This window comes from Pseudomonas sp. RIT-PI-S (assembly GCF_025642975.1).
Classification (GTDB): domain Bacteria; phylum Pseudomonadota; class Gammaproteobacteria; order Pseudomonadales; family Pseudomonadaceae; genus Aquipseudomonas.
On record NZ_JANZKJ010000002.1, the window covers coordinates 90,636 to 109,173 of the forward strand.

The 18,538-nt window shown below is 62.8% G+C and carries 14 protein-coding genes and 1 pseudogene; 9 read left to right on the forward strand and 6 right to left on the reverse strand.

The window, feature by feature from the left end; translation table 11 throughout:
- Window positions 1-45 precede the first annotated feature (45 nt).
- The 7 genes from pqqF (at window position 46) to OGL93_RS04545 (ending at window position 7,841) form a co-directional block, all read left to right on the forward strand.
- Entirely contained in the window at window positions 46-2,517 is a 2,472-nt protein-coding gene (gene pqqF, locus OGL93_RS04515; RefSeq protein WP_263261189.1) for a pyrroloquinoline quinone biosynthesis protein PqqF, read from the forward strand.
- A 133-nt stretch (window positions 2,518-2,650) separates the two neighbouring features.
- The gene (gene pqqA / locus OGL93_RS04520; protein ID WP_003243383.1) at window positions 2,651-2,722 is read left to right on the forward strand and encodes a pyrroloquinoline quinone precursor peptide PqqA; all 72 of its coding nucleotides are present in this window, start codon (window positions 2,651-2,653) and stop codon (window positions 2,720-2,722) included.
- A 71-nt stretch (window positions 2,723-2,793) separates the two neighbouring features.
- Window positions 2,794-3,705 (forward strand): pyrroloquinoline quinone biosynthesis protein PqqB, encoded by a 912-nt coding sequence (gene pqqB / locus OGL93_RS04525; RefSeq protein WP_263261190.1) that lies wholly within the window; start codon window positions 2,794-2,796, stop codon window positions 3,703-3,705.
- Window positions 3,706-3,847: 142 nt separating this feature from the next.
- Window positions 3,848-4,600, forward strand: coding sequence for a pyrroloquinoline-quinone synthase PqqC (gene pqqC / locus OGL93_RS04530; RefSeq protein ID WP_263261191.1), 753 nt, complete (start codon window positions 3,848-3,850; stop codon window positions 4,598-4,600).
- A complete protein-coding gene (gene pqqD / locus OGL93_RS04535) occupies window positions 4,597-4,884 on the forward strand; it encodes a pyrroloquinoline quinone biosynthesis peptide chaperone PqqD (RefSeq protein ID WP_263261192.1) in 288 nt (95 codons plus the stop codon). Before pqqC ends, pqqD begins: the two co-directional genes overlap by 4 nt.
- 13 nt (window positions 4,885-4,897) lie before the next feature.
- Entirely contained in the window at window positions 4,898-6,028 is a 1,131-nt protein-coding gene (pqqE, locus tag OGL93_RS04540; RefSeq protein ID WP_263261491.1) for a pyrroloquinoline quinone biosynthesis protein PqqE, read from the forward strand.
- Complete coding sequence (locus tag OGL93_RS04545) at window positions 5,994-7,841, forward strand: S9 family peptidase (RefSeq protein ID WP_263261193.1); 1,848 nt, start codon at window positions 5,994-5,996, stop codon at window positions 7,839-7,841. Before pqqE ends, OGL93_RS04545 begins: the two co-directional genes overlap by 35 nt.
- Window positions 7,842-7,844: 3 nt before the next feature.
- Here the strand turns inward: OGL93_RS04545 and OGL93_RS04550 are convergent, their stop codons facing one another.
- From OGL93_RS04550 to OGL93_RS04565, 4 genes are all read right to left on the reverse strand, one after another.
- The gene (locus tag OGL93_RS04550; protein ID WP_011063854.1) at window positions 7,845-8,003 is read right to left on the reverse strand and encodes a YqaE/Pmp3 family membrane protein; all 159 of its coding nucleotides are present in this window, start codon (window positions 8,001-8,003) and stop codon (window positions 7,845-7,847) included.
- A gap of 364 nt (window positions 8,004-8,367) precedes the next feature.
- Entirely contained in the window at window positions 8,368-10,140 is a 1,773-nt protein-coding gene (locus tag OGL93_RS04555; protein ID WP_263261194.1) for an acyl-CoA dehydrogenase C-terminal domain-containing protein, read from the reverse strand.
- Between the two features lie 97 nt (window positions 10,141-10,237).
- The gene (locus OGL93_RS04560) at window positions 10,238-11,524 is read right to left on the reverse strand and encodes a GGDEF domain-containing protein (protein ID WP_263261195.1); all 1,287 of its coding nucleotides are present in this window, start codon (window positions 11,522-11,524) and stop codon (window positions 10,238-10,240) included.
- A 191-nt stretch (window positions 11,525-11,715) separates the two neighbouring features.
- A complete protein-coding gene (locus tag OGL93_RS04565) occupies window positions 11,716-12,501 on the reverse strand; it encodes an NAD(P)H-dependent oxidoreductase (RefSeq protein ID WP_263261196.1) in 786 nt (261 codons plus the stop codon).
- Window positions 12,502-12,584: 83 nt separating this feature from the next.
- Between OGL93_RS04565 and OGL93_RS04570 the strand changes: the two genes are divergently transcribed.
- On the forward strand, window positions 12,585-13,481 hold the full coding sequence (locus OGL93_RS04570) for a LysR family transcriptional regulator (protein ID WP_263261197.1): 897 nt from the start codon (window positions 12,585-12,587) through the stop codon (window positions 13,479-13,481).
- A gap of 71 nt (window positions 13,482-13,552) precedes the next feature.
- On the opposite strand, the gene OGL93_RS04575 is transcribed toward OGL93_RS04570, so the two are convergent.
- Both OGL93_RS04575 and tssI read right to left on the reverse strand, forming a co-directional pair.
- Entirely contained in the window at window positions 13,553-15,358 is a 1,806-nt protein-coding gene (locus tag OGL93_RS04575) for a phenylacyl-CoA dehydrogenase (protein WP_263261198.1), read from the reverse strand.
- A 223-nt stretch (window positions 15,359-15,581) separates the two neighbouring features.
- Window positions 15,582-17,413, reverse strand: a pseudogene (gene tssI, locus OGL93_RS04580) (type VI secretion system tip protein TssI/VgrG).
- A gap of 516 nt (window positions 17,414-17,929) precedes the next feature.
- Between tssI and OGL93_RS04585 the strand changes: the two are divergent.
- Window positions 17,930-18,244: a hypothetical protein gene (locus OGL93_RS04585; RefSeq protein ID WP_263261199.1), complete on the forward strand. Its 315-nt coding sequence runs from the start codon at window positions 17,930-17,932 to the stop codon at window positions 18,242-18,244.
- Window positions 18,245-18,538: the final 294 nt, after the last annotated feature.

Sequence of the window (18,538 nt, forward strand, 5' to 3'; positions counted from 1 at the left end):
GGAATCCGCTACGATGAAGGCCTATTGCCTTCGGATCGGATCCCTATGTCTGCTGCCCAACCAGCCGCCAGCGAGACCTTGGTACTCGACAACGGGCTACGTGTACGTATCTGTCACGAGCCGCGCTTGAAGCGCGCGGCTGCATTCTTGCGGGTTGATGCCGGTAGCCACGATGTCGACCAGGCCTGGCCAGGCCTCGCGCACTTCCTTGAACACCTGTTCTTCCTCGGCACCACCCGCTTTGCCGCCGATCAGGCGCTGATGCCCTTCGTGCAACGCCAGGGCGGCCAGCTCAACGCCAAAACGTCCGAACGCACGACCGACTACTTCTTCGAGGTGCCGGTACCGGCCTTCTCCGGCGCACTGGAGCGCCTATGCGAGATGCTCGCCAACCCCCGCCTGGATGCCACCGACCAGCGCCGGGAGCGCGAGGTGCTGCACGCCGAATTCATCAGCTGGGCACGGGACAATGAAGCGCGCCACCAGCTCTGGCTGACCAGCCCGTTGTCGGCGCGCCATCCGCTGCGGGCCTTCCATGCCGGCAACCGCTACAGCTTGCCGCTGGAACGCGCGGCCTTTCAGGTGGCCCTGCGTCAATTCCACCTGGATCATTACCACAGTGGGCAGATGACCCTGACCCTGGTGGGGCCGCAGCCGGAGGAGTACCTGATTCGCCTGGCGCAGCGTACTTGCATGACCTTGCCTCGGGGAAAGACACGCGCCCGGCCAGCGCCGCCTGCACTGCTGGACGACAGCGGCGAACCCGAGCCGCAGGAAGCTGGCGCACGCTTCAACCTGGCCTTCGCCTGCCAAGACCTGCCCGAAGCCGCCCCCGCCGCCCTCGCGTTTTTCAGCAACTGGTGCGCCAACGCGCAACCCGGTGGGCTACATGCCGAACTGCTGCGCCGTGAGCTGATCGAGGGGATGCAGGTCAGCACGCCTTATCAATACCAAGGCCAGGCATTGCTCGACATCGAGTTCAAGCTCACGGCCAACGGCCAACAGGCCCTAGGCACCCTGGCCGCCTTGACCTTCGACTGGCTGGAATTCTTCGAGGCCGTGGATGATTGGCCCATGCTGCGCGAAGAGTATGCCTTGCTGCAAAAACGCCAGAGCCTGACCAGCGGCGCGCTGGACCTGGCGCGCCGCCTGGCGCAGCCCGAAGTACACACGCCTATCCTCGACCATCAAGGCCTGGCCGCGCTGCGAGCGTTGCTGGCACAGCTGCGGCCGGAGCGCCTGCTGCACCCGCTGCCACCGCAGCAAGCGAACCTGGTCACGGCACCGGGCGCCCACTGGCGGCTACCGCAGCGCAATCGCTTCCTGCGCCCCAGCCGCCGCCCCGACCAGCCGGTGGCAGACCTGCGCGCCATGCGCTATGCGGCCGGGGCCGACAAAACCACCCATGAGGCTGAACTGGTATTGCGCTGGCATGTAGGCGCTTCGCACCAGAGCGGCCTGTGGCAGGTCATCGACCGTGGCTTGCAGCGGCTGGTGCAGGAAGCGCGTCAGGCGGGAGTCAAGCTGCTGTTCACCAGCCTGGGGGATGACTGGCAACTACGCTTGAGCGGCATTAGCGAACCCATGGCGCCGCTGCTCGAACAGGTGCTTGCGATCTGCAACGCACCGCCCCCCGAAGCCTGGCGCCACGCCGAGCCGCTGCCCTTGCCAGCGCAGACACCGATCCGCGAACTGTTGCGCCAGTTGCCGGAGCATTGCCTGGGCAACGCCCGCACAGCGGCGCGGCAGCAGCCGGAAGACGTTCAGCCGGGCAAGCTGCAGAAACTGTGGAGCGTGGCCAGCTGGGAGGGGTTGGCCGTAGGCTTCGGCGAAGCCAGCCGCAGCGCGCTCAACCATGCCTTGCGCGCGATGCCCGGCTACCCCGACCCGCATATGGCGGCGCGGGCCCGGCCGATGCAGGGCAAGCGCTGGAGCGTGCTGCCCGCGCCAGGTAGCGAGCATGCGCTGCTGTTGTTCTGCCCGGCGTCGCCTGCCTCCATCAGCGAGGACGCCGCCTGGCGGCTGATCGCCCAGATCGCCCAGGCGCCTTTCTACCAGCGCCTGCGGGTCGAGCTGCAACTGGGTTACGCCGTATTTAGCAGCTTCCGGCAAATCGCCGGCCTACCAGGGCTGGTGTTTGGCGTGCAGTCGCCAGGCACGGACCAACCGGCGCTGCTGGGGCACATGGAGCATTTCCTCAAGCAGTTGCCACGGCTGATCGGCAACCTGGGCAGCGAAAAACTGCTCGGCCAACGCCAGGCCCTGCTCAACCGGCTCAAACCCGAGGAGATGGAAACCAGCCAGTTGGCCGATACGCTGTGGCAGGCGCATCTGGCCGGGCATGGCCCTGACTACCTCAAGCGCTTGCAACAGGCCATGGGCGAACTGCGCTCGGCCGAGCTGGTGAGCGCGGCCTGGCGCCTAGCCAACGCCGAGCACGGCTGGCTCGCCTTGGCCAACGGCGGGGTAGTGCCCAAGGGCTGGGAGGGGATGGGCGGATTCTTACCGGAACGGTAAAGGCGTTTTCCTTTATTTTTCACCTGACGGGCTGATTCGTTTCAGTACAATGACCGCCTAACCCCATAGGAACGTCCGCGCTCGGGTGCGGACTAATCCTTACCTGCTTCCCATTGAACTGAGGACGACGCCCATGTGGACCAAACCCGCTTACACCGACCTGCGCATTGGCTTTGAAGTGACGATGTATTTCGCCAACCGTTAATGGCTTTGGTGGTTCGACGCCTCGGTATTCCGGGGCGTTTTCATTTCTGCCCTTTCTGATCGGGAATTTTCATGTACATCCAAATCCTCGGCTCAGCCGCGGGCGGCGGCTTCCCCCAGTGGAACTGCAACTGCCCCAACTGCCGGGGCCTGCGCGAGGGCACCTTGCGCGCCACCGCGCGGACCCAGTCCTCTATCGCCCTTTCCGACGACGGGGTGAACTGGATCTTGTGCAACGCCTCGCCCGACATCCGCGCCCAGTTGCAGAGCTTTGCGCCCTTGCAGCCCGGCCGTGCCCTGCGCGATACCGGCATTGGCGCGATCATCCTGCTCGACAGCCAGATCGACCACACCACCGGCCTGCTCAGCCTGCGCGAAGGCTGCCCGCATCAGGTGTGGTGCACAGAAATGGTCCATCAGGACCTGACCACCGGCTTTCCCCTGTTCAACATGCTGGGCCACTGGAACGGCGGCCTGAAGTGGAACCGGATCGAGCTCGAGGGCAGCTTCACCGTTCCGGCGTGCCCTAGACTGCGCTTCACGCCGTTCCCGCTGCGCAGCGCCGCGCCGCCCTATTCTCCGCACCGGTTCGATCCGCACCCTGGGGATAACCTGGGCTTGATCGTCGAAGACCTCAATACCGGTGGCCGGCTGTTCTATGCACCCGGCCTGGGCCAAGTCGATGCTCCACTACTGGCGCGCATGGCCGAGGCCGATTGCCTGCTGGTAGACGGCACGCTGTGGGAAGACGACGAAATGCAGCGCCGTGGGGTCGGCACCCGCACCGGGCGCGAAATGGGCCACCTGGCGCAGAATGGCCCCGGCGGCATGCTGGAGGTGCTCGATGGCCTGAACGTACCGCGCAAGGTGCTGATCCACATCAACAACACCAACCCGATCCTCGACGAAGACTCCCCCGAACGCGCTGAAGTGCAGCGCCGCGGGGTGGAAGTCGCCTTCGATGGCATGAGTATCGAGCTGTAGGCGCTGGCGAAGCCTGCAACAGGGCAAGCCCTTCTGGTCCGCGGGTTTTTAGCCGCTTCCACACGAGCGGGGCTGCCACCAGTGCATGCCGGCTTATCGGCAAAACGACCGGCTTATGTTTTCTGCCCGAGAGAGGCATCCAATGACCGAACACCCCATGACCCCAGCGCAGTTCGAACAGGCCCTGCGTGCCAAGGGCGCCTTCTACCACATCTACCACCCCTACCATGTGGCGATGTACGAAGGCCGCGCCACCCGCGAGCAGATCCAGGGCTGGGTGGCGAACCGCTTTTATTATCAGGTGAACATCCCGCTCAAAGACGCGGCCATCCTTGCCAACTGCCCGGACCGCGAAGTGCGGCGCGAGTGGATACAGCGCTTGCTCGACCACGATGGCGCCCCTGGGGAGGACGGCGGTATCGAGGCCTGGTTGCGGCTGGGCCAGGCGGTAGGGCTGGATCCTGACCAACTGCGCTCGCAGGAGTTGGTGTTGCCCGGGGTGCGCTTTGCCGTGGATGCCTACGTGAACTTTGCCCGCCGCGCCAGCTGGCAGGAAGCGGCCAGCAGCTCGCTGACTGAACTGTTCGCCCCGCAGATTCACCAGTCCCGGCTGGACAGCTGGCCCACCCATTACCCCTGGATCGACCCGGCTGGGTATGAGTATTTCCGCACCCGCCTGGGCCAAGCCCGCCGCGACGTGGAACATGGCCTGGCGATCACCCTGGCCCATTACACCAGCGTGGAAGGCCAGCAGCGCATGCTTGAAATCCTGCAGTTCAAGCTCGATATCCTGTGGAGCATGCTCGATGCCATGAGCATGGCCTATGAGCTGAACCGCCCCCCTTATCACAGCGTGACCCGCGAGCGGGTCTGGCACAAAGGCATTCCTCTATGAACGTCCCCCCTGCTTTCGATCGTGAGAGGGTGCCTGCCTGGCGCCCCGGCTACCGCTTCCAGTACGAACCGGCGCAGAAAGGCCACGTGCTGCTGTACCCCGAAGGCATGATCAAACTCAACGAAAGCGCCGGCGCCATCGGTGCGTTGATCGACGGCCAGCGAAGTGTGGCGGCGATTATCGACAGCCTGCAGGCGCAATTTCCTGGAATAGCGGAACTGGCCGACGACGTCGAACAGTTCATGGAGGTGGCTCGTGACAAACATTGGCTCCAGCTCGCCTGAGCCGAGCGGCAGCGTGGCCGGTGGGGCCGCCATCGGCTTGCCGCTGTGGCTGTTGGCCGAGCTCACCTATCGCTGCCCGCTGCAATGCCCTTATTGCTCGAACCCCCTGGACTTCGCCGCCCAAGGGCAGGAACTGACCACCGAGGAATGGTTCAGGGTGATGGCCCAGGCGCGGGAAATGGGCGCCGCCCAACTGGGTTTTTCCGGGGGTGAGCCCTTGGTCCGCCAGGACCTCGCCGAGCTGATCGGCGAAGCCCGCCGCCTGGGCTATTACACCAACCTGATCACCTCGGGCATCGGCTTGACCGAAGCTCGCCTGGATACCTTCAAGGCAGCCGGGCTGGACCATATCCAGATCAGCTTCCAGGCCAGCGACGAGGAGGTGAACAACCTGCTCGCCGGCTCGAAGAAAGCCTTCGCCCAGAAGCTAGCGATGGCGCGTGCGGTGAAGGCGCGCGGCTACCCGATGGTGCTTAACTTCGTCACCCACCGCCACAACATCGACCGCATCGACCGCATCATCGAGCTGTGCCTGGCACTGGAGGCAGACTTCGTCGAGCTCGCCACCTGCCAGTTCTACGGCTGGGCCCAGCTCAACCGGGTAGGGTTGTTGCCAACCCGCGAGCAATTGCAGCGCGCTGAGCGCATCACCAACGAATACCGCGCGCGGCTAGAAGCCGACGGCCACCCGTGCAAGTTGATCTTCGTGACCCCGGACTACTACGAGGAGCGCCCCAAGGCTTGCATGAATGGCTGGGGCAGCCTGTTCCTGACGGTCACCCCCGACGGCACTGCCCTGCCCTGCCACGGCGCCCGCCAATTGCCGGTGGCCTTCCCCAATGTGCGCGAGCAGTCGCTGGATGATATCTGGTACCGTTCGCTGGGCTTCAACCGCTTCCGCGGCTATGACTGGATGCCCGAGCCCTGCCGCTCCTGCGATGAAAAAGAGCAGGATTTCGGCGGCTGCCGTTGCCAGGCATTCATGCTCACCGGCGATGCCAGCAATGCCGACCCGGTCTGCGCCAAGTCGGCCCACCACGGGGTGATCCTCGCCGCACGGGAGGACGCCGAACGCAGCACCACCCCCATCGAAGGCCTGACCTACCGAAATGACCGAAACTCAAAACTCATCGCTCGCGGCTGAGCCGCTCAGCGCCCATGACGTGGTCGCGGCAGGCCGCGACTTTGCCGAGCTTGCCTTGAGCGAGGCGGGGCTGTTCTGGAACGAGTTTCGCCCCAAGGAAGGCACTTGCCGCCTTTATCACTGGCGAGGCCGCAGCGCCCGGTGCCTGACCCCGGCCAATTTCAGTGTGCGCAGCCGGGTATACGAATACGGCGGCGGGGCGTTCTGCGCCAGCGCCGATGCGGTGTACTTCGTCAACGAGACGGACCAACAGATCTACCGCCGGCGCCTCGAAGGCCGCGGCAAGCCTCGGCTGCTCAGCCGCGGCGGTTGCCATTACGGCGGCCTGGCCTGGCATCACGGACAGGTGCTGGCGGTGGAAGAAACGCCAGGCACGCCCTACCCCACGCACCGCCTGGTGGCCCTGGACGACACCAGCGGCGAGTTGCGGGTGCTGGCCGAAGGCGCCGATTTCTACGCCGCTGGCACCCTTAGCCCAGACGGCCAACGCCTGGCGTGGGTCGAATGGGATCGCCCCGAACTGCCCTGGACCCGTACCCGCCTGATGTGCGCCGAGCGAGGCGCGGACGGTGCCTGGCAGCCCGCTAACTGTGTCGCCGGCAGCAGCACCCACGAGTCACTGCAACAGCCGCGCTTCGATGCTCGAGGGCGGCTGTGTTGCCTGAGCGACCGCAATGGCTTCTGGCAGCCCTGGGCTGAATCGGCGCAAGGCTGGGCGCCGTTGCCTTGCCAGCAGGCCGACCACGCCAGCGCGCCCTGGCAGCTGGGCGCCAGCAGTTGGCAGCCGCTGCCCGATGGCGGCTACGTGGCCAGCTGGTTCGAGGACGGGTTCGGCATCCTCGGGGCCGTCGATGATCAAGGCACCCTCAAGCAGTTCACCAGCGACTACACCCGCTTTCGCGGCGTCGCCGCCGACGCTGAACAGGTGTATGCCATCGCCGCCTCGCCGCTGCTGCCGCCGGCGGTGATCGCCATCGACCGCGCCAGCGGCAAGGTCAAGGTACTTGCGGGTGATCAGGCGTTGCTGCCCATCTCGCAGATCAGCCAGCCCACGCCGTTCACCTATTCCAGCGGGGATGGCCAGGCCCATGGCTTTTTCTATCCCGCCCAGCCCCTGCACGGCGACCAACAGCAAAAGCCGCCTTTGCTGGTTTTCGCTCATGGTGGGCCCACGTCTGCCTGTTACCCCGTGCTGGACCCGCGCATTCAGTTCTGGTGCCAGCGTGGCTTTGCCGTGGCCGACCTTAACTACCGTGGCAGCAGCAGCTATGGCCGGGCGTATCGCATGGCGCTGAAGCACAATTGGGGTGTGATCGACGTAGAGGACGCTGGTAATGCCCTGACCTGGCTGCGCGAGCAAGGCTGGGTCGATGACCGCCGCGCGTTTATCCGCGGCAGCAGCGCCGGGGGCTACACCACCCTGTGCGCGCTGGCGTTCCTGGACCTGTTCAGCGGTGGTGCCAGCCTGTACGGCGTCAGCGACCCGGCCACCCTGGCGCGGGAAACGCACAAATTCGAGGCCGACTACCTGGACTGGCTGATCGGCGACCCGGAGCGCGATGCCCAGCGCTACGCGGCCCGCACACCGTTGCTACACGCCGAGCAGATCACTGCACCGGTGATTTTCTTCCAGGGTGAGCTGGATACCGTAGTGGTGCCTGAACAAACCGCCAGCATGGTGGCGTCGCTGGAGGCCAACGGTGTTCCGGTGCAGGTGTACTACTACCCCGGCGAACGCCATGGTTTCCGCCAGGCGCAAAACCTGGCACATGCGCTGGAGCACGAGTGGCTGTTTTACCAGGGGCTGCTGTGAGGGTTATCGCTTGGCGATGATGTAGACGGCATGCACGATGCCCGGGATATAGCCACACAGGGTCAGCAGGATATTGAGCCAGAACGCGCCGCCGAAACCGACTTGGAGGAACACACCGAGTGGCGGCAGGAGGATGGCGAAGATAATGCGAATCAGGTCCATGGGTAGTTCCTTTATAAGGTGTACCCCAAAGACCGTTCTATTGCGGCTTCGGTTCAGCGTGGGCAACCGGGCCTGCCCGCTCAGTATTCACAGCTGAGCTTGTGCGCGAGCGCAGCCAAGGCTGCCGGGGCCGGGTAAATGCTGAAGCCGAAAACAAGAAACCCCGCCTAGGCGGGGTTTGCAGACTTGTTTCCCTGACATCCTTATCATCCCGCCAACCTTGGCAGTGATCCCTACGTGTCCCTTTTCTGTTCGGCGCTTCCTGCGCTACGTCCATGTGCACAAGATACCGAACCGGCCGGGGGGCGCCAATCAGCTATCGGCACCGCTGCGTGTACGCCTAGGCTTACACGCTGTAAGCCGTTTAGAACTGCTCGGCGTCTAGAAGGTAAAGCGATTCACTACCGGCCTTGACCGAGGCTGCCAGGGAGTGGATGCGTGGCAGCAACCGGGCAAAATAGAAGCGCGCGGTGCCCAGCTTGCTGGCGTAGAAGTCCTCGCCCTCGCCCGCCTGGGCAGCCTTGGCCATCCGTGCCCACATGTAGGCGTAAGCGGTATAGCCGAAGGCCTGGAGGTACTCCACCGAGGCGGCGCCGATTTCCTGCGGGTTGGCCGCGGCGCGGTCGAGCACCCAGGCGGTCAGTGCGTCGAGGGTATCCAACGCGGCGGTCAGCGGGCCGGTGAACTCGCTCAGATCGCTGGCCGAATTGGCAAAGGCGCGGATTTCATCGGAGAACGACTGGTAGAACTTGCCACCGCTGCCCACTACCTTGCGCCCCATCAGGTCCAGCGCCTGAATGCCGTTGGTGCCTTCGTAGATCTGGGTAATGCGCACATCGCGCACCAACTGCTCCTGGCCCCACTCACGAATGTAGCCATGGCCACCGAACACTTGCTGGCCGTGCACGGTCGTTTCCAGGCCGGCATCGGTCAGGAACGCTTTGGCCACCGGTGTGAGCAGCGCTACCAGGTTCTCGGCCTGGGTGCGCTGAGCAGCGTCCTCGGCGTATTTGGCCACGTCCAGCTGCAAGGCCACGTAGGTAGAGAAGGCGCGGCCGCCTTCGTTCATGGCCTTCATGGTCAGCAGCATGCGGCGCACGTCAGGGTGAACGATGATCGGGTCCGCGACCTTGTCCTTGGCCTGGGCGCCGATGGGTGCGCGGCTCTGCAAGCGCTCACGGGCGTATTCCACCGCGTTCTGGTAGGAGCGCTCGCCCGAGGCCAGGCCCTGGATGCCAACACCCAGGCGCTCGTAGTTCATCATGGTAAACATGGCCGCCAGGCCCTTGTTCTCCTCGCCTACCAGGTAGCCGATGGCGTCGTCGAAGTTCATGACGCAGGTGGCGGACGCCTGTATGCCCATCTTGTGTTCGATGGACCCGCAGGTCACGGTGTTGCGCTCGCCCAGGCTGCCGTCTTGGTTGACCAGGAACTTGGGCACCAAAAACAGCGAAATCCCCTTGGGGCCGGGTGGCGCATCGGGCAGCTTGGCCAGCACCAGGTGGATGATGTTCTCGGTGAGATCGTGCTCACCGCCGGTGATGAAGATCTTGGTGCCGCTGACCCGATAGCTGCCATCGGCCTGTGGCAAGGCACGGGTGCGGATGATGCCCAGGTCCGTGCCGGCGTGAGGTTCGGTCAGGCACATGGAACCTGCCCACACGCCGGCGTACATGTTCGGCAGGTATTGCTGCTTGAGCGCTTCGCTGGCGTGGGCACTGATCGACAGACAGGCGCCGGACGTCAACATCGGGTACAGGCCGAAGGCCAGGCTCGAGGAGTTGACCATCTCCTCTACCTGAGCGGAAATCGCTTTGGGCATGCCCATGCCACCGAACAGCGGATCCCCGCCTACGCCCACCCAGCCGCCTTCGGCGTAAGTCTTGTAGGCTTCTACGAAGCCCTTGGGCGTGGTCACCACGGTGTCGGCGTAGTGGCAGCCTTCTTCATCGGCGGCGCGGCTGAGCGGAGCGATGGCGGTGCTGGTCAGCTTGCCGGCTTCTTCAAGCACTGCCATGGCGGTTTCGGCGTCCACCACTTCGGCCAGGGCTGGAAGGCTGGCCCACAGGGCAGGCGCGTCGAACACTTCTTCGAGGACGAAACGCATGTCGCGCAGGGGGGCTTTGTACTCGGCCATGGGAACCTCACAGAACACGAAATGGGGATCGCGCCAGTGTAGCCCAACAACAAATCAGACACGTAGCGTCATGGCGTGACTGCGAATAAATAAATAGTCACGCCGCTTCGCGTGTGCGAACGGCCCCTCGGCGATTCTGGCCGTGGGCGATCACGCAGTTCCGGCCCGCGCCCTTGGCGGCGTATAGCGCCTGGTCCGCCGCCTTGAGCACTTCTTCGGGCGTACGGTGCTCGAGTTGCCGCTCAGCGACGCCGATGCTCACGGTCACCGAAACCTGCGACGCCGCGCCGGCACCCCGCCGCTGCCGGCCTTGCTGGTCGTCCACCGGGCGGTCGGGGTCGCGCAGGTGGATGATATAGGCCGCGATCAGCTCGCGGATTTCCTCAAGGTAAGGTTGGCACTGTTCGAGAGTCTTGCCGGCGAATACCAGGGCGAACTCTTCACCACCATAGCGATAGGCACGCCCGCCACCGCCCACCTTGCCCAGCTTGCTCGCTACCAAGCGCAGCACCTGGTCACCCACATCGTGGCCGTGGGTGTCGTTGAAGCGCTTGAAGTGGTCCACGTCAGTCATGGCGATCACGTAGTTCCTACCCAGCCGCTGTAACCGTTCGTTGAGTGCCCGCCGGCCTGGCAAGCCCGTCAGTTCATCGCGGAACGCCATCTGATACGCCTCATGGGCGACCGCCGCGGCGATCATCAGCATGACCTGGCTGCACATGATGTTGAGGGTGAAGGGCAGGATGAAGGTCTTGGGCAGCATCCAGAACAGGCCGGCCAGCCCCACCAGCTGCGCGGCATGCAGCGGTCGGGGGCTGCGTATGTATTGCACCCCGAGCAGGGCGAACACCAGGAAGAACACGGGGTACGCCAGTTGAGCGAGGCTCATCCAGTCCCCGTGCAAGGCTGGCCAGCGGATTTCCGCCAGCCAGTTGAGCACTGCCTGGGGAAAGCTCTGCTCCAAACCGATCGCTACGCCGCCGACGGCCATCAGAACCGCGAAGCGCGCGACCATGTCCTGCAACAGGTGCGTGCGCTCCTGCCACGCGCCGAACAGGCCATAAAGCATGGGCAACAGCAGGCAACAGAGGTGGAAGGTCACAGCCGCGTCTTCGCGTAGCTTCCCGTTGTCCCGGTAATAATCGGTTTGGGTATCCAGCAAAAAATACGCGATGTACACGGTCACCATCAGAAATAGCTCGCGCTGCCGCCGGTACACCGCGCAATAGGCGCCGCCAAGCAGCAGCACCAAGGTCGGCAGCACATTGAACAATGAGGTGAAGAACACGCTGAGGTCGCGGACATACGCGGCACCCAACCCCGCCAGCAACAGCAGGGCAGATGGCAAAAAATGGCTGTAACGGTAAGCGGATGAACGCGGCAAAGGGACTGGCTCCGGCCCAGCATTGAAGGTGTGGCATTGTGCCTTTATTTGTATCGGCCTTGCCCCGCAAAGAATGAGGCACGCATCAAAGCTCGGAAGAAAACTTTAGCAGCCGGGGCGGGGCACGAAGCGCAACTGGTCGGGAAGGGCACAATAGCGCTGCACGGGAGAGCACCTACGCAGGTAGACCGCTACCAGCTTTGGTCCAGATGAATGTGAAAGCCCGACTCCCCTGCTGCCAATTCGGGCCGCAAGGTCAGCTCAGGAATTACATAGGCCCCGGCATTCTGTTTGCGGAAGGGAATGCTTGGGGTCGTCCACAGGTCGTCCAGCCGTTTGCCCAGCGCCGCGCAGGCTTGTTCGAATTCAGCCTCGCCGACCTTGCTGGTACGGTAAATCACGTGCGGTGGCACTACGTCGAAGCCGGGGTAGAAGAGTATGCCGTGCTGAATCGGGAAAAGAATGTCGTCGATGGGGCCGTTTATCCCGCGCGGCGCATAGTGCGGCGCCCAGCCTCCGGTGGTCACCACCAGCATGGCACGCTTGCCCGCCAACGTGCCCTCGCCGTAGCGATCGCCCCAATGGGTGTCCGAATGTTCGCCCACCCCATAGGCGAAGCCGTAGGCATATACGCGCTCTACCCAGCCCTTGAGGATGGCTGGCATCGAGAACCACCACAGCGGAAACTGGAAAATCACCGCGTCGGCCCAGCGTAGTTTTTCCTGCTCGCGGGTGATGTCCGCGCTCTGCGTTCCGTTTTCGAGGGCTTGCCTGGAGCTCACCGACGCCTCGAAGCGCACGCCTGCCGGCCATGCGAGGTTATCCCCGGGGGCCAGCACAGGGTTCCACTGCATGGCGTATAGGTCGGAGACTTCAACGTTGTGACCCGCCTGTTCCAGGCGGTGCACGGCATATTCTCTAAGCGCGCCGTTCAAGGAGCGCGGCTCGGGGTGGGCATAGACAAGAAGTACGTTCATTTGCGGCTCCATCGGTTGATGGCCGCACGATAGAGGCGTCGCAGGTATAGTAGAAATGAATTTCTCATATCTCTGGTATTTCGATGGACAATCCCTTAAGGCGCCTGGACCTGAACCTGCTGGTCACGCTGAATGCTCTGCTGGTCGAGCATAACGTCACCCGCGCAGCCGAGCGTCTGCACCTTTCGCAGCCCACGGTAAGCGTGCAGCTCGCCCGCTTGCGGGACTTTTTCAATGACCCGCTGCTGCTGCCGGGCCCTAGAGGCATGCGGCCAACGGCACGAGCGGACGAATTGCGCGCACCGCTGCGCCAGGCATTGGCAGCGCTTGAGCAGGCCGTGTTGCCGTCCAGCCCATTCGACCCATCGCTGGCGCAACAGACCTGGCGCATCGCGGCCTTCGACTACAGCGAGTTTACGGTCCTGCTGCCGGCGTTGGCCGGGCTGCGCCGGCTTGCACCCGCCACGCGCCTGTCGGTTGTGCAAGCGGCGCCTTCGCAGGTGGCACGCAAGGCTGAACAGGGCGATATCGACCTGGCGTTTCTTACCGAGGCCGAGGCACCACCGGAGCTGCGGCGCCGCGCATTATTCAGGGAGCATTACGTGTTGGCCAGCCGGGTGGGGCATCCTGGCCTGACCCGCCGCCCGACCCTGGAACAATTCTGCCAACTGGACTATGTGATCGCGTCCCCAGACGGCGGCGGTTTTCACGGGGTGACCGATATCGCCCTCGCTGAGTTAGGCATGGCCCGGCGGGTGGCATTGTCGGTGCCGCACTTTCTGTTCCTTGGCGCGGTGCTGGCCAGTACCGACTTGGTAGCGATGATGCCGTCGAGGCTGGTGGCAGGCAACGATGCCTTGCAGGTGGCGGAGCCCCCCATCGAAGTGCCGGGGTTCGAGATGGTCATGCTTTGGCCGGAGCGGGTTCACCGCGATCCGGCGCACCAGTGGTTGCGGGAGCAGATCGCGAGCGCGGTTTAACCCCGACCTTACAAGCAAAAAACCGCTACCCGTGAGGGCAGCGGTTTTTGTGTACCGGAACGCTTGGCGAATCAGTAGCCGAGGTCGAAGGCTGCTTCTTCCAAGGCCATCAGGTTGCTAGCGCCGGACAGCATGGCCGCCACGTGGGTGCGGGTGCGCGGCAGGATGCGCTGGAAGTAGAAGCGCGCAGTGTGCAGCTTGGCGGTGTAGAACGCCTCTTCCGAGGTGCCTTCGGCCAGTTTCTGCGCAGCGAGGCGTGCCATGTCTGCCCAGAAGTACGCCAGGCAGGCATAACCGGAGTACATCAGGTAATCCACCGAGGCGGCACCGACTTCTTCGCGGTCTTTCATCGCGGCCATGCCCACTTTCATGGTCAGCTCGCCCCATTCCTTGTTCAGCGCAGCCAGTGGCGCGACGAACTCGGAGACGGCGGCGTTGCCTTCGTTGGCCTGGCAGAACTTGTGCACGATCTTGGTGAAGCCCTTGAGCGCCTCGCCCTGGGTCATCAGGACCTTGCGGCCAAGCAGGTCGAGTGCCTGCACGCCGGTGGTGCCCTCGTACAGCATGGAGATACGGCTGTCGCGAACGTTCTGCTCCATGCCCCACTCGGCGATAAAGCCATGACCACCGTAGATCTGCACGCCGTGGTTGGCGGCTTCGAAGCCGACCTCGGTCATGAAGGCCTTGGCGATCGGGGTCATGAAGGCTAGCAGGCCGTCGGCGCGCTTCTTCTGCTCTTCATCCTGGCTGTATTTGACGACGTCCACCAGCTGGGAGGTGAAGTAGACCATGGCGCGGTTGCCTTCGGCGAACGCCTTCATCGTCAGCAGCATGCGGCGCACGTCTGGGTGCACGATGATCGGGTCGGCAGGTTTGTCCGGTGCCTTGGGGCCGGTCAGCGAGCGCATTTGCAGGCGATCGCGGGCGTACTTCAAGCCACCCTGGAACGCCACTTCAGCGTGGGCCAGGCCTTGCAGCGCGGTCCCCAGGCGAGCGGTGTTCATGAAGGTGAACATGCAGTTCAGGCCTTTGTTGGCCGCGCCGATCAGGTAGCCGGTAGCGCTGTCGAAGTTCATCACGCAGGTGGCGTTACCATGGATGCCCATCTTGTGCTCGAGCGAGCCACAGCTCACGCCGTTGCGCTCGCCCACGCCGCCATCGGCGGTTGGCAGGAACTTAGGCACGATGAACAGGGAAATGCCTTTGGTGCCAGCCGGCGCATCGGGCAGGCGCGCCAGTACGATATGGACGATGTTATCGGCCATGTCATGCTCACCGGCGGAAATGAAGATCTTGGTCCCGCTGACCTTGTAGCTGCCGTCGGCCTGAGGCTCAGCCTTGGTGCGCAGCATGCCCAGGTCGGTACCGCAGTGCGGTTCGGTCAGGCACATGGTGCCGGTCCATTCGCCCGACACCAGTTTGGTCAGGTACGTGTGCTGCTGTTCTTCGGTACCGTGGGCGGAGATGGTGTTCATCGCGCCGTGGGACAGGCCAGGGTACATGCCCCACGCCCAGTTGGCGGTGCCGACCAGCTCGCTGATGGCGAGGCCGAGAGACTCGGGCAGGCCCTGGCCGCCGTGCGCCACATCGTGCGCCAGGCTAGGCCAGCCGCCTTCGACGAACTGTTTGTAGGCTTCCTTGAAGCCCGTTGGGGTTTTAACGCCACCTTCGGACCAGGTGCAGCCCTCCAGGTCGCCCACACGGTTCAGCGGCGCCAGTACCTGCTCACAGAACTTCGCGCCTTCTTCGAGGATCGCGTCGACCATGTCCGGGGTAGCATCCTGGCAGCCGGGAAGGCTCTGATAGTGCGCTTCGAAGCCGAGCAGTTCGTCGCGAACGAAGCGAATATCGCGCAAGGGGGCCTTGTAATCGGGCATAACGAAAAACCTCTGTGCTGAATCCGGTTGGGAGAAGAACCGCAAGAATCGACTCATCCACCCGCGGCGGACGCGTCAAACAGGTGTTTGAAACATACGTTTATGCCAGATGAATTGTCAAGGCCTCTCCTTTATCCGCCGGTCAGGCCTGTAACTGTAGAACGGGCCGACAACTGGCTGGATCGGGACGGGACACCTAGCCAACACATGGCCTCCCGCCTTGTTAGTTCAGGCTGATCATCGATGTACCTTTCACGTCCACCACGAGACCGGACAGCGTGATCGTTCCATCCGAATTCATCACCAATTTGCTCGAGCCGACCTCCAGCGCGATGCGTGTCGCTGCCTTGACCCTCACTTCCCCTTGATCGACGGTGACCAGGTAATCGCCCTCCTCAACGACACTGCTGCTCTCGAGCCTGATGGTTTCGGCGTGCTTGCCATGGACTTTTATCGTTCGGTTGCCGCCTACGCTTTGGCTTTCATCCGCCTCAACTTCGGTGTCCAGATTCCGTTCGGCATGCAGGATGATCTGCTCGGCACCGGCCTTGTCCTCGAACCGGAAGAAATTCGCCGTGCTGCGGTCTCCATTGGTCGACCGCGTCAGCACGCCACTTTGCGTCTTGTTAGCCGGCAGGGCCCAAGGTGGCGTGTTCTGGCTGTTATAGAGGCTACCCATGATCAGAGGGCGATCAGGGTCGCCGTCCAGGAACATGACCACAACTTCGTCCCCCACGCGCGGAATCCGGATACTGCCGAACCCACTGCTGGCCCCGGATTGCGCCATGCGCACCCAGCAGGAGCTTTGATCGGTGAAGTTGCCGTTGCGATCCCAATGGAACTGGACCTTCACCCTGCCCAATTCGTCGGTAAAGATTTCCTCGCCAGGGGGGCCGACGATGATGGTGGTCTGCGGGCCGTTGATCGTCTTCCGTGGCGTGCGGAGTGTGGGGCGGAAGGGAATTTTGCGGCGAATGCAAGTAAAGCTGTTGTGGTAACCCGATTCACCTTGATTGCCGTAATTGTTCTGGCCCCAGTGATCTACAGCTAAAAGCAGAAACCGGCGATCAGTGGGAACGTCATGGTCATGGTCGTAATGCTGCGCCAATTCGAAGGACCAGCCAGGCTCCATCGCTCGGCAGTTGCTCTTGCCGCAGAAGACCTTACCCTGGACTTCCATTGCTTCAAGCCGACGGCGCGCCTTCTGCACGCCGTCCTTGAGGTTAGCGTAGCCGTATGACCCCTCGTATTCGTAGACCTCGAATTGACCGGCGTCGCCCTGTTCATTGATCGAGTTCAACTGCACCTGATTGGGCTGATGCGGATGCTTGTAGTCGAAAGACTTGAGCGATAAGCGCGTTGGCTGGAAGCGCCGGCTGGCAGACCAGGCGGTGATCGAGTCTTCGGTTTCTGTTACCGAGGCCCGGTGATAGCGGATGGTGGGTTGCGCGGGGAGCGGTTCGAGTCGGTCGCTGTCATCGCCGATAATCAGCCGATGGCCGTCTGCGTTGTGTTGGAAGGTAAAAAACAGGCCTTCGCTTTCAAGCAAACGAAGCACGAAATTAAGGTCGGTTTCCTGATACTGGGTGCAGTAGCTAATAGGCTTGAGTGGCTTGCTCAGGCGGAACTCGTAGTTCGCCAAGCTCGAGTAATGGGCAAAGACCTCACCGACAATTTGCTCGGTAGTTTGGTCCTGGAAAATACGCGAGTCGTGGCGTCGGCTGAGAATCCACAGCCAAGGCACCAGTCGGCATGGTAATGGGCGATCCCCTCATCCGCGCTGGTATGAGTGAAGTCCGACACATGCGCGCTGACGTACCTCATGCTGCCGTCAGCCAGGGTGATGCCGAGCGCGACCTTCTGACCGATCAGCGTTTTCAACTCAATCCGAGCATCCTACGAAATAAGCTCGGCATTGAATCGAAACAGCTCGGACATCGCCTCATGACCGCTGAACCGCAGCAGCGCGAGCTGTTGCTCGGCGGGCAATGGCGCATGGAATGTGAACAAGCGCCTGTGTTGGGTGGACGGGGCCTCCAAGGCTTCCGGAATCATCGAGTGCTTCCTGCGCATACCGGAAATGCGGCATGGAAACGGTTCCGGGCGGTGTCCATCGATCAATCGCTGCGGCCAAACGTCAACAAAATGTGACGGATATGCCAGGCAACCCTCACCAGTAATAATCTGAAATATTCCCGACAGGTTTCAGGGCGCCGCTTGCTCGATTCGCCGTGTAGGCTCTCCCCGCCTGATGGCTGCCACCTTCAGCCGAAAGCCATGCCGACAAGGAGCGCACGTCATGAGCCTAAGCAGTGCCCAGTTGAACGAGCTGGATCGAGCACTCGATCGAAACCAGCTTGAAATGGTCGTTCTTCCCCTGGAAGGGCACCTAGCGCAAGCGGCCGACTACAACAGGAACGACGCGGCGACCCAGGCACCACAGCAGTGCGCCCGAGAACAAACGGGCATGCTTTCCCGAGCCTGGGATGCAACCCAGTCTGCCTACAACGCCACGGCTCATCGGTTTGTCAATACGAGCTGGGGTGTTCCGAGGCGCTCGGCGCCTACGACGTGTACAACATCGGCAGGCTACTGCGTGATATCGGTGGGCTCGGCACCAAGGTACGTATTTCGGTCCACAACGGCAGGCAATACCTGATCTTGACAGGGTATCCGGGCCTACGAAGGGTGCTGAGAGGAACACGGTACGGCATCCGCAACCCCCAGCTGGTGGAAGTGGGCATTGGCAGATACGGCATACGCGGTACCTCGATCTCCGGCTTCAAACTGTCCTGCTATGTCGCCGTCGGCGTCGAGGTGCTCGAATGGATCTTCAATGACGAAGCCGTGATGACGGACTTGTTCGCGGGTATCGGGTGGAGCTGATCAAGGCGGGGATTGCTTCGGCGGTTGGGTATGCAGCGGCGCTCATCACTGGTTCGTTCGTAACGGCTGCAGCAATGCCTGTGATGGTAGGGGCGATCGTAGTTTTGCTTATGGGTATCACCCTAAACGCAATAGACAACCACTATGGAATCAAAAATTCCATAAAGGCCGGCATGCGCTATGCCGTAGACCACATCCAATACTTACCTCAAAAGTTCACTGAGATCAGGGAGGTGAATCTACGTAACTATGCTGAGCGAGCGGTCGTGAACATCGCAGCCGATTCTGTCGATT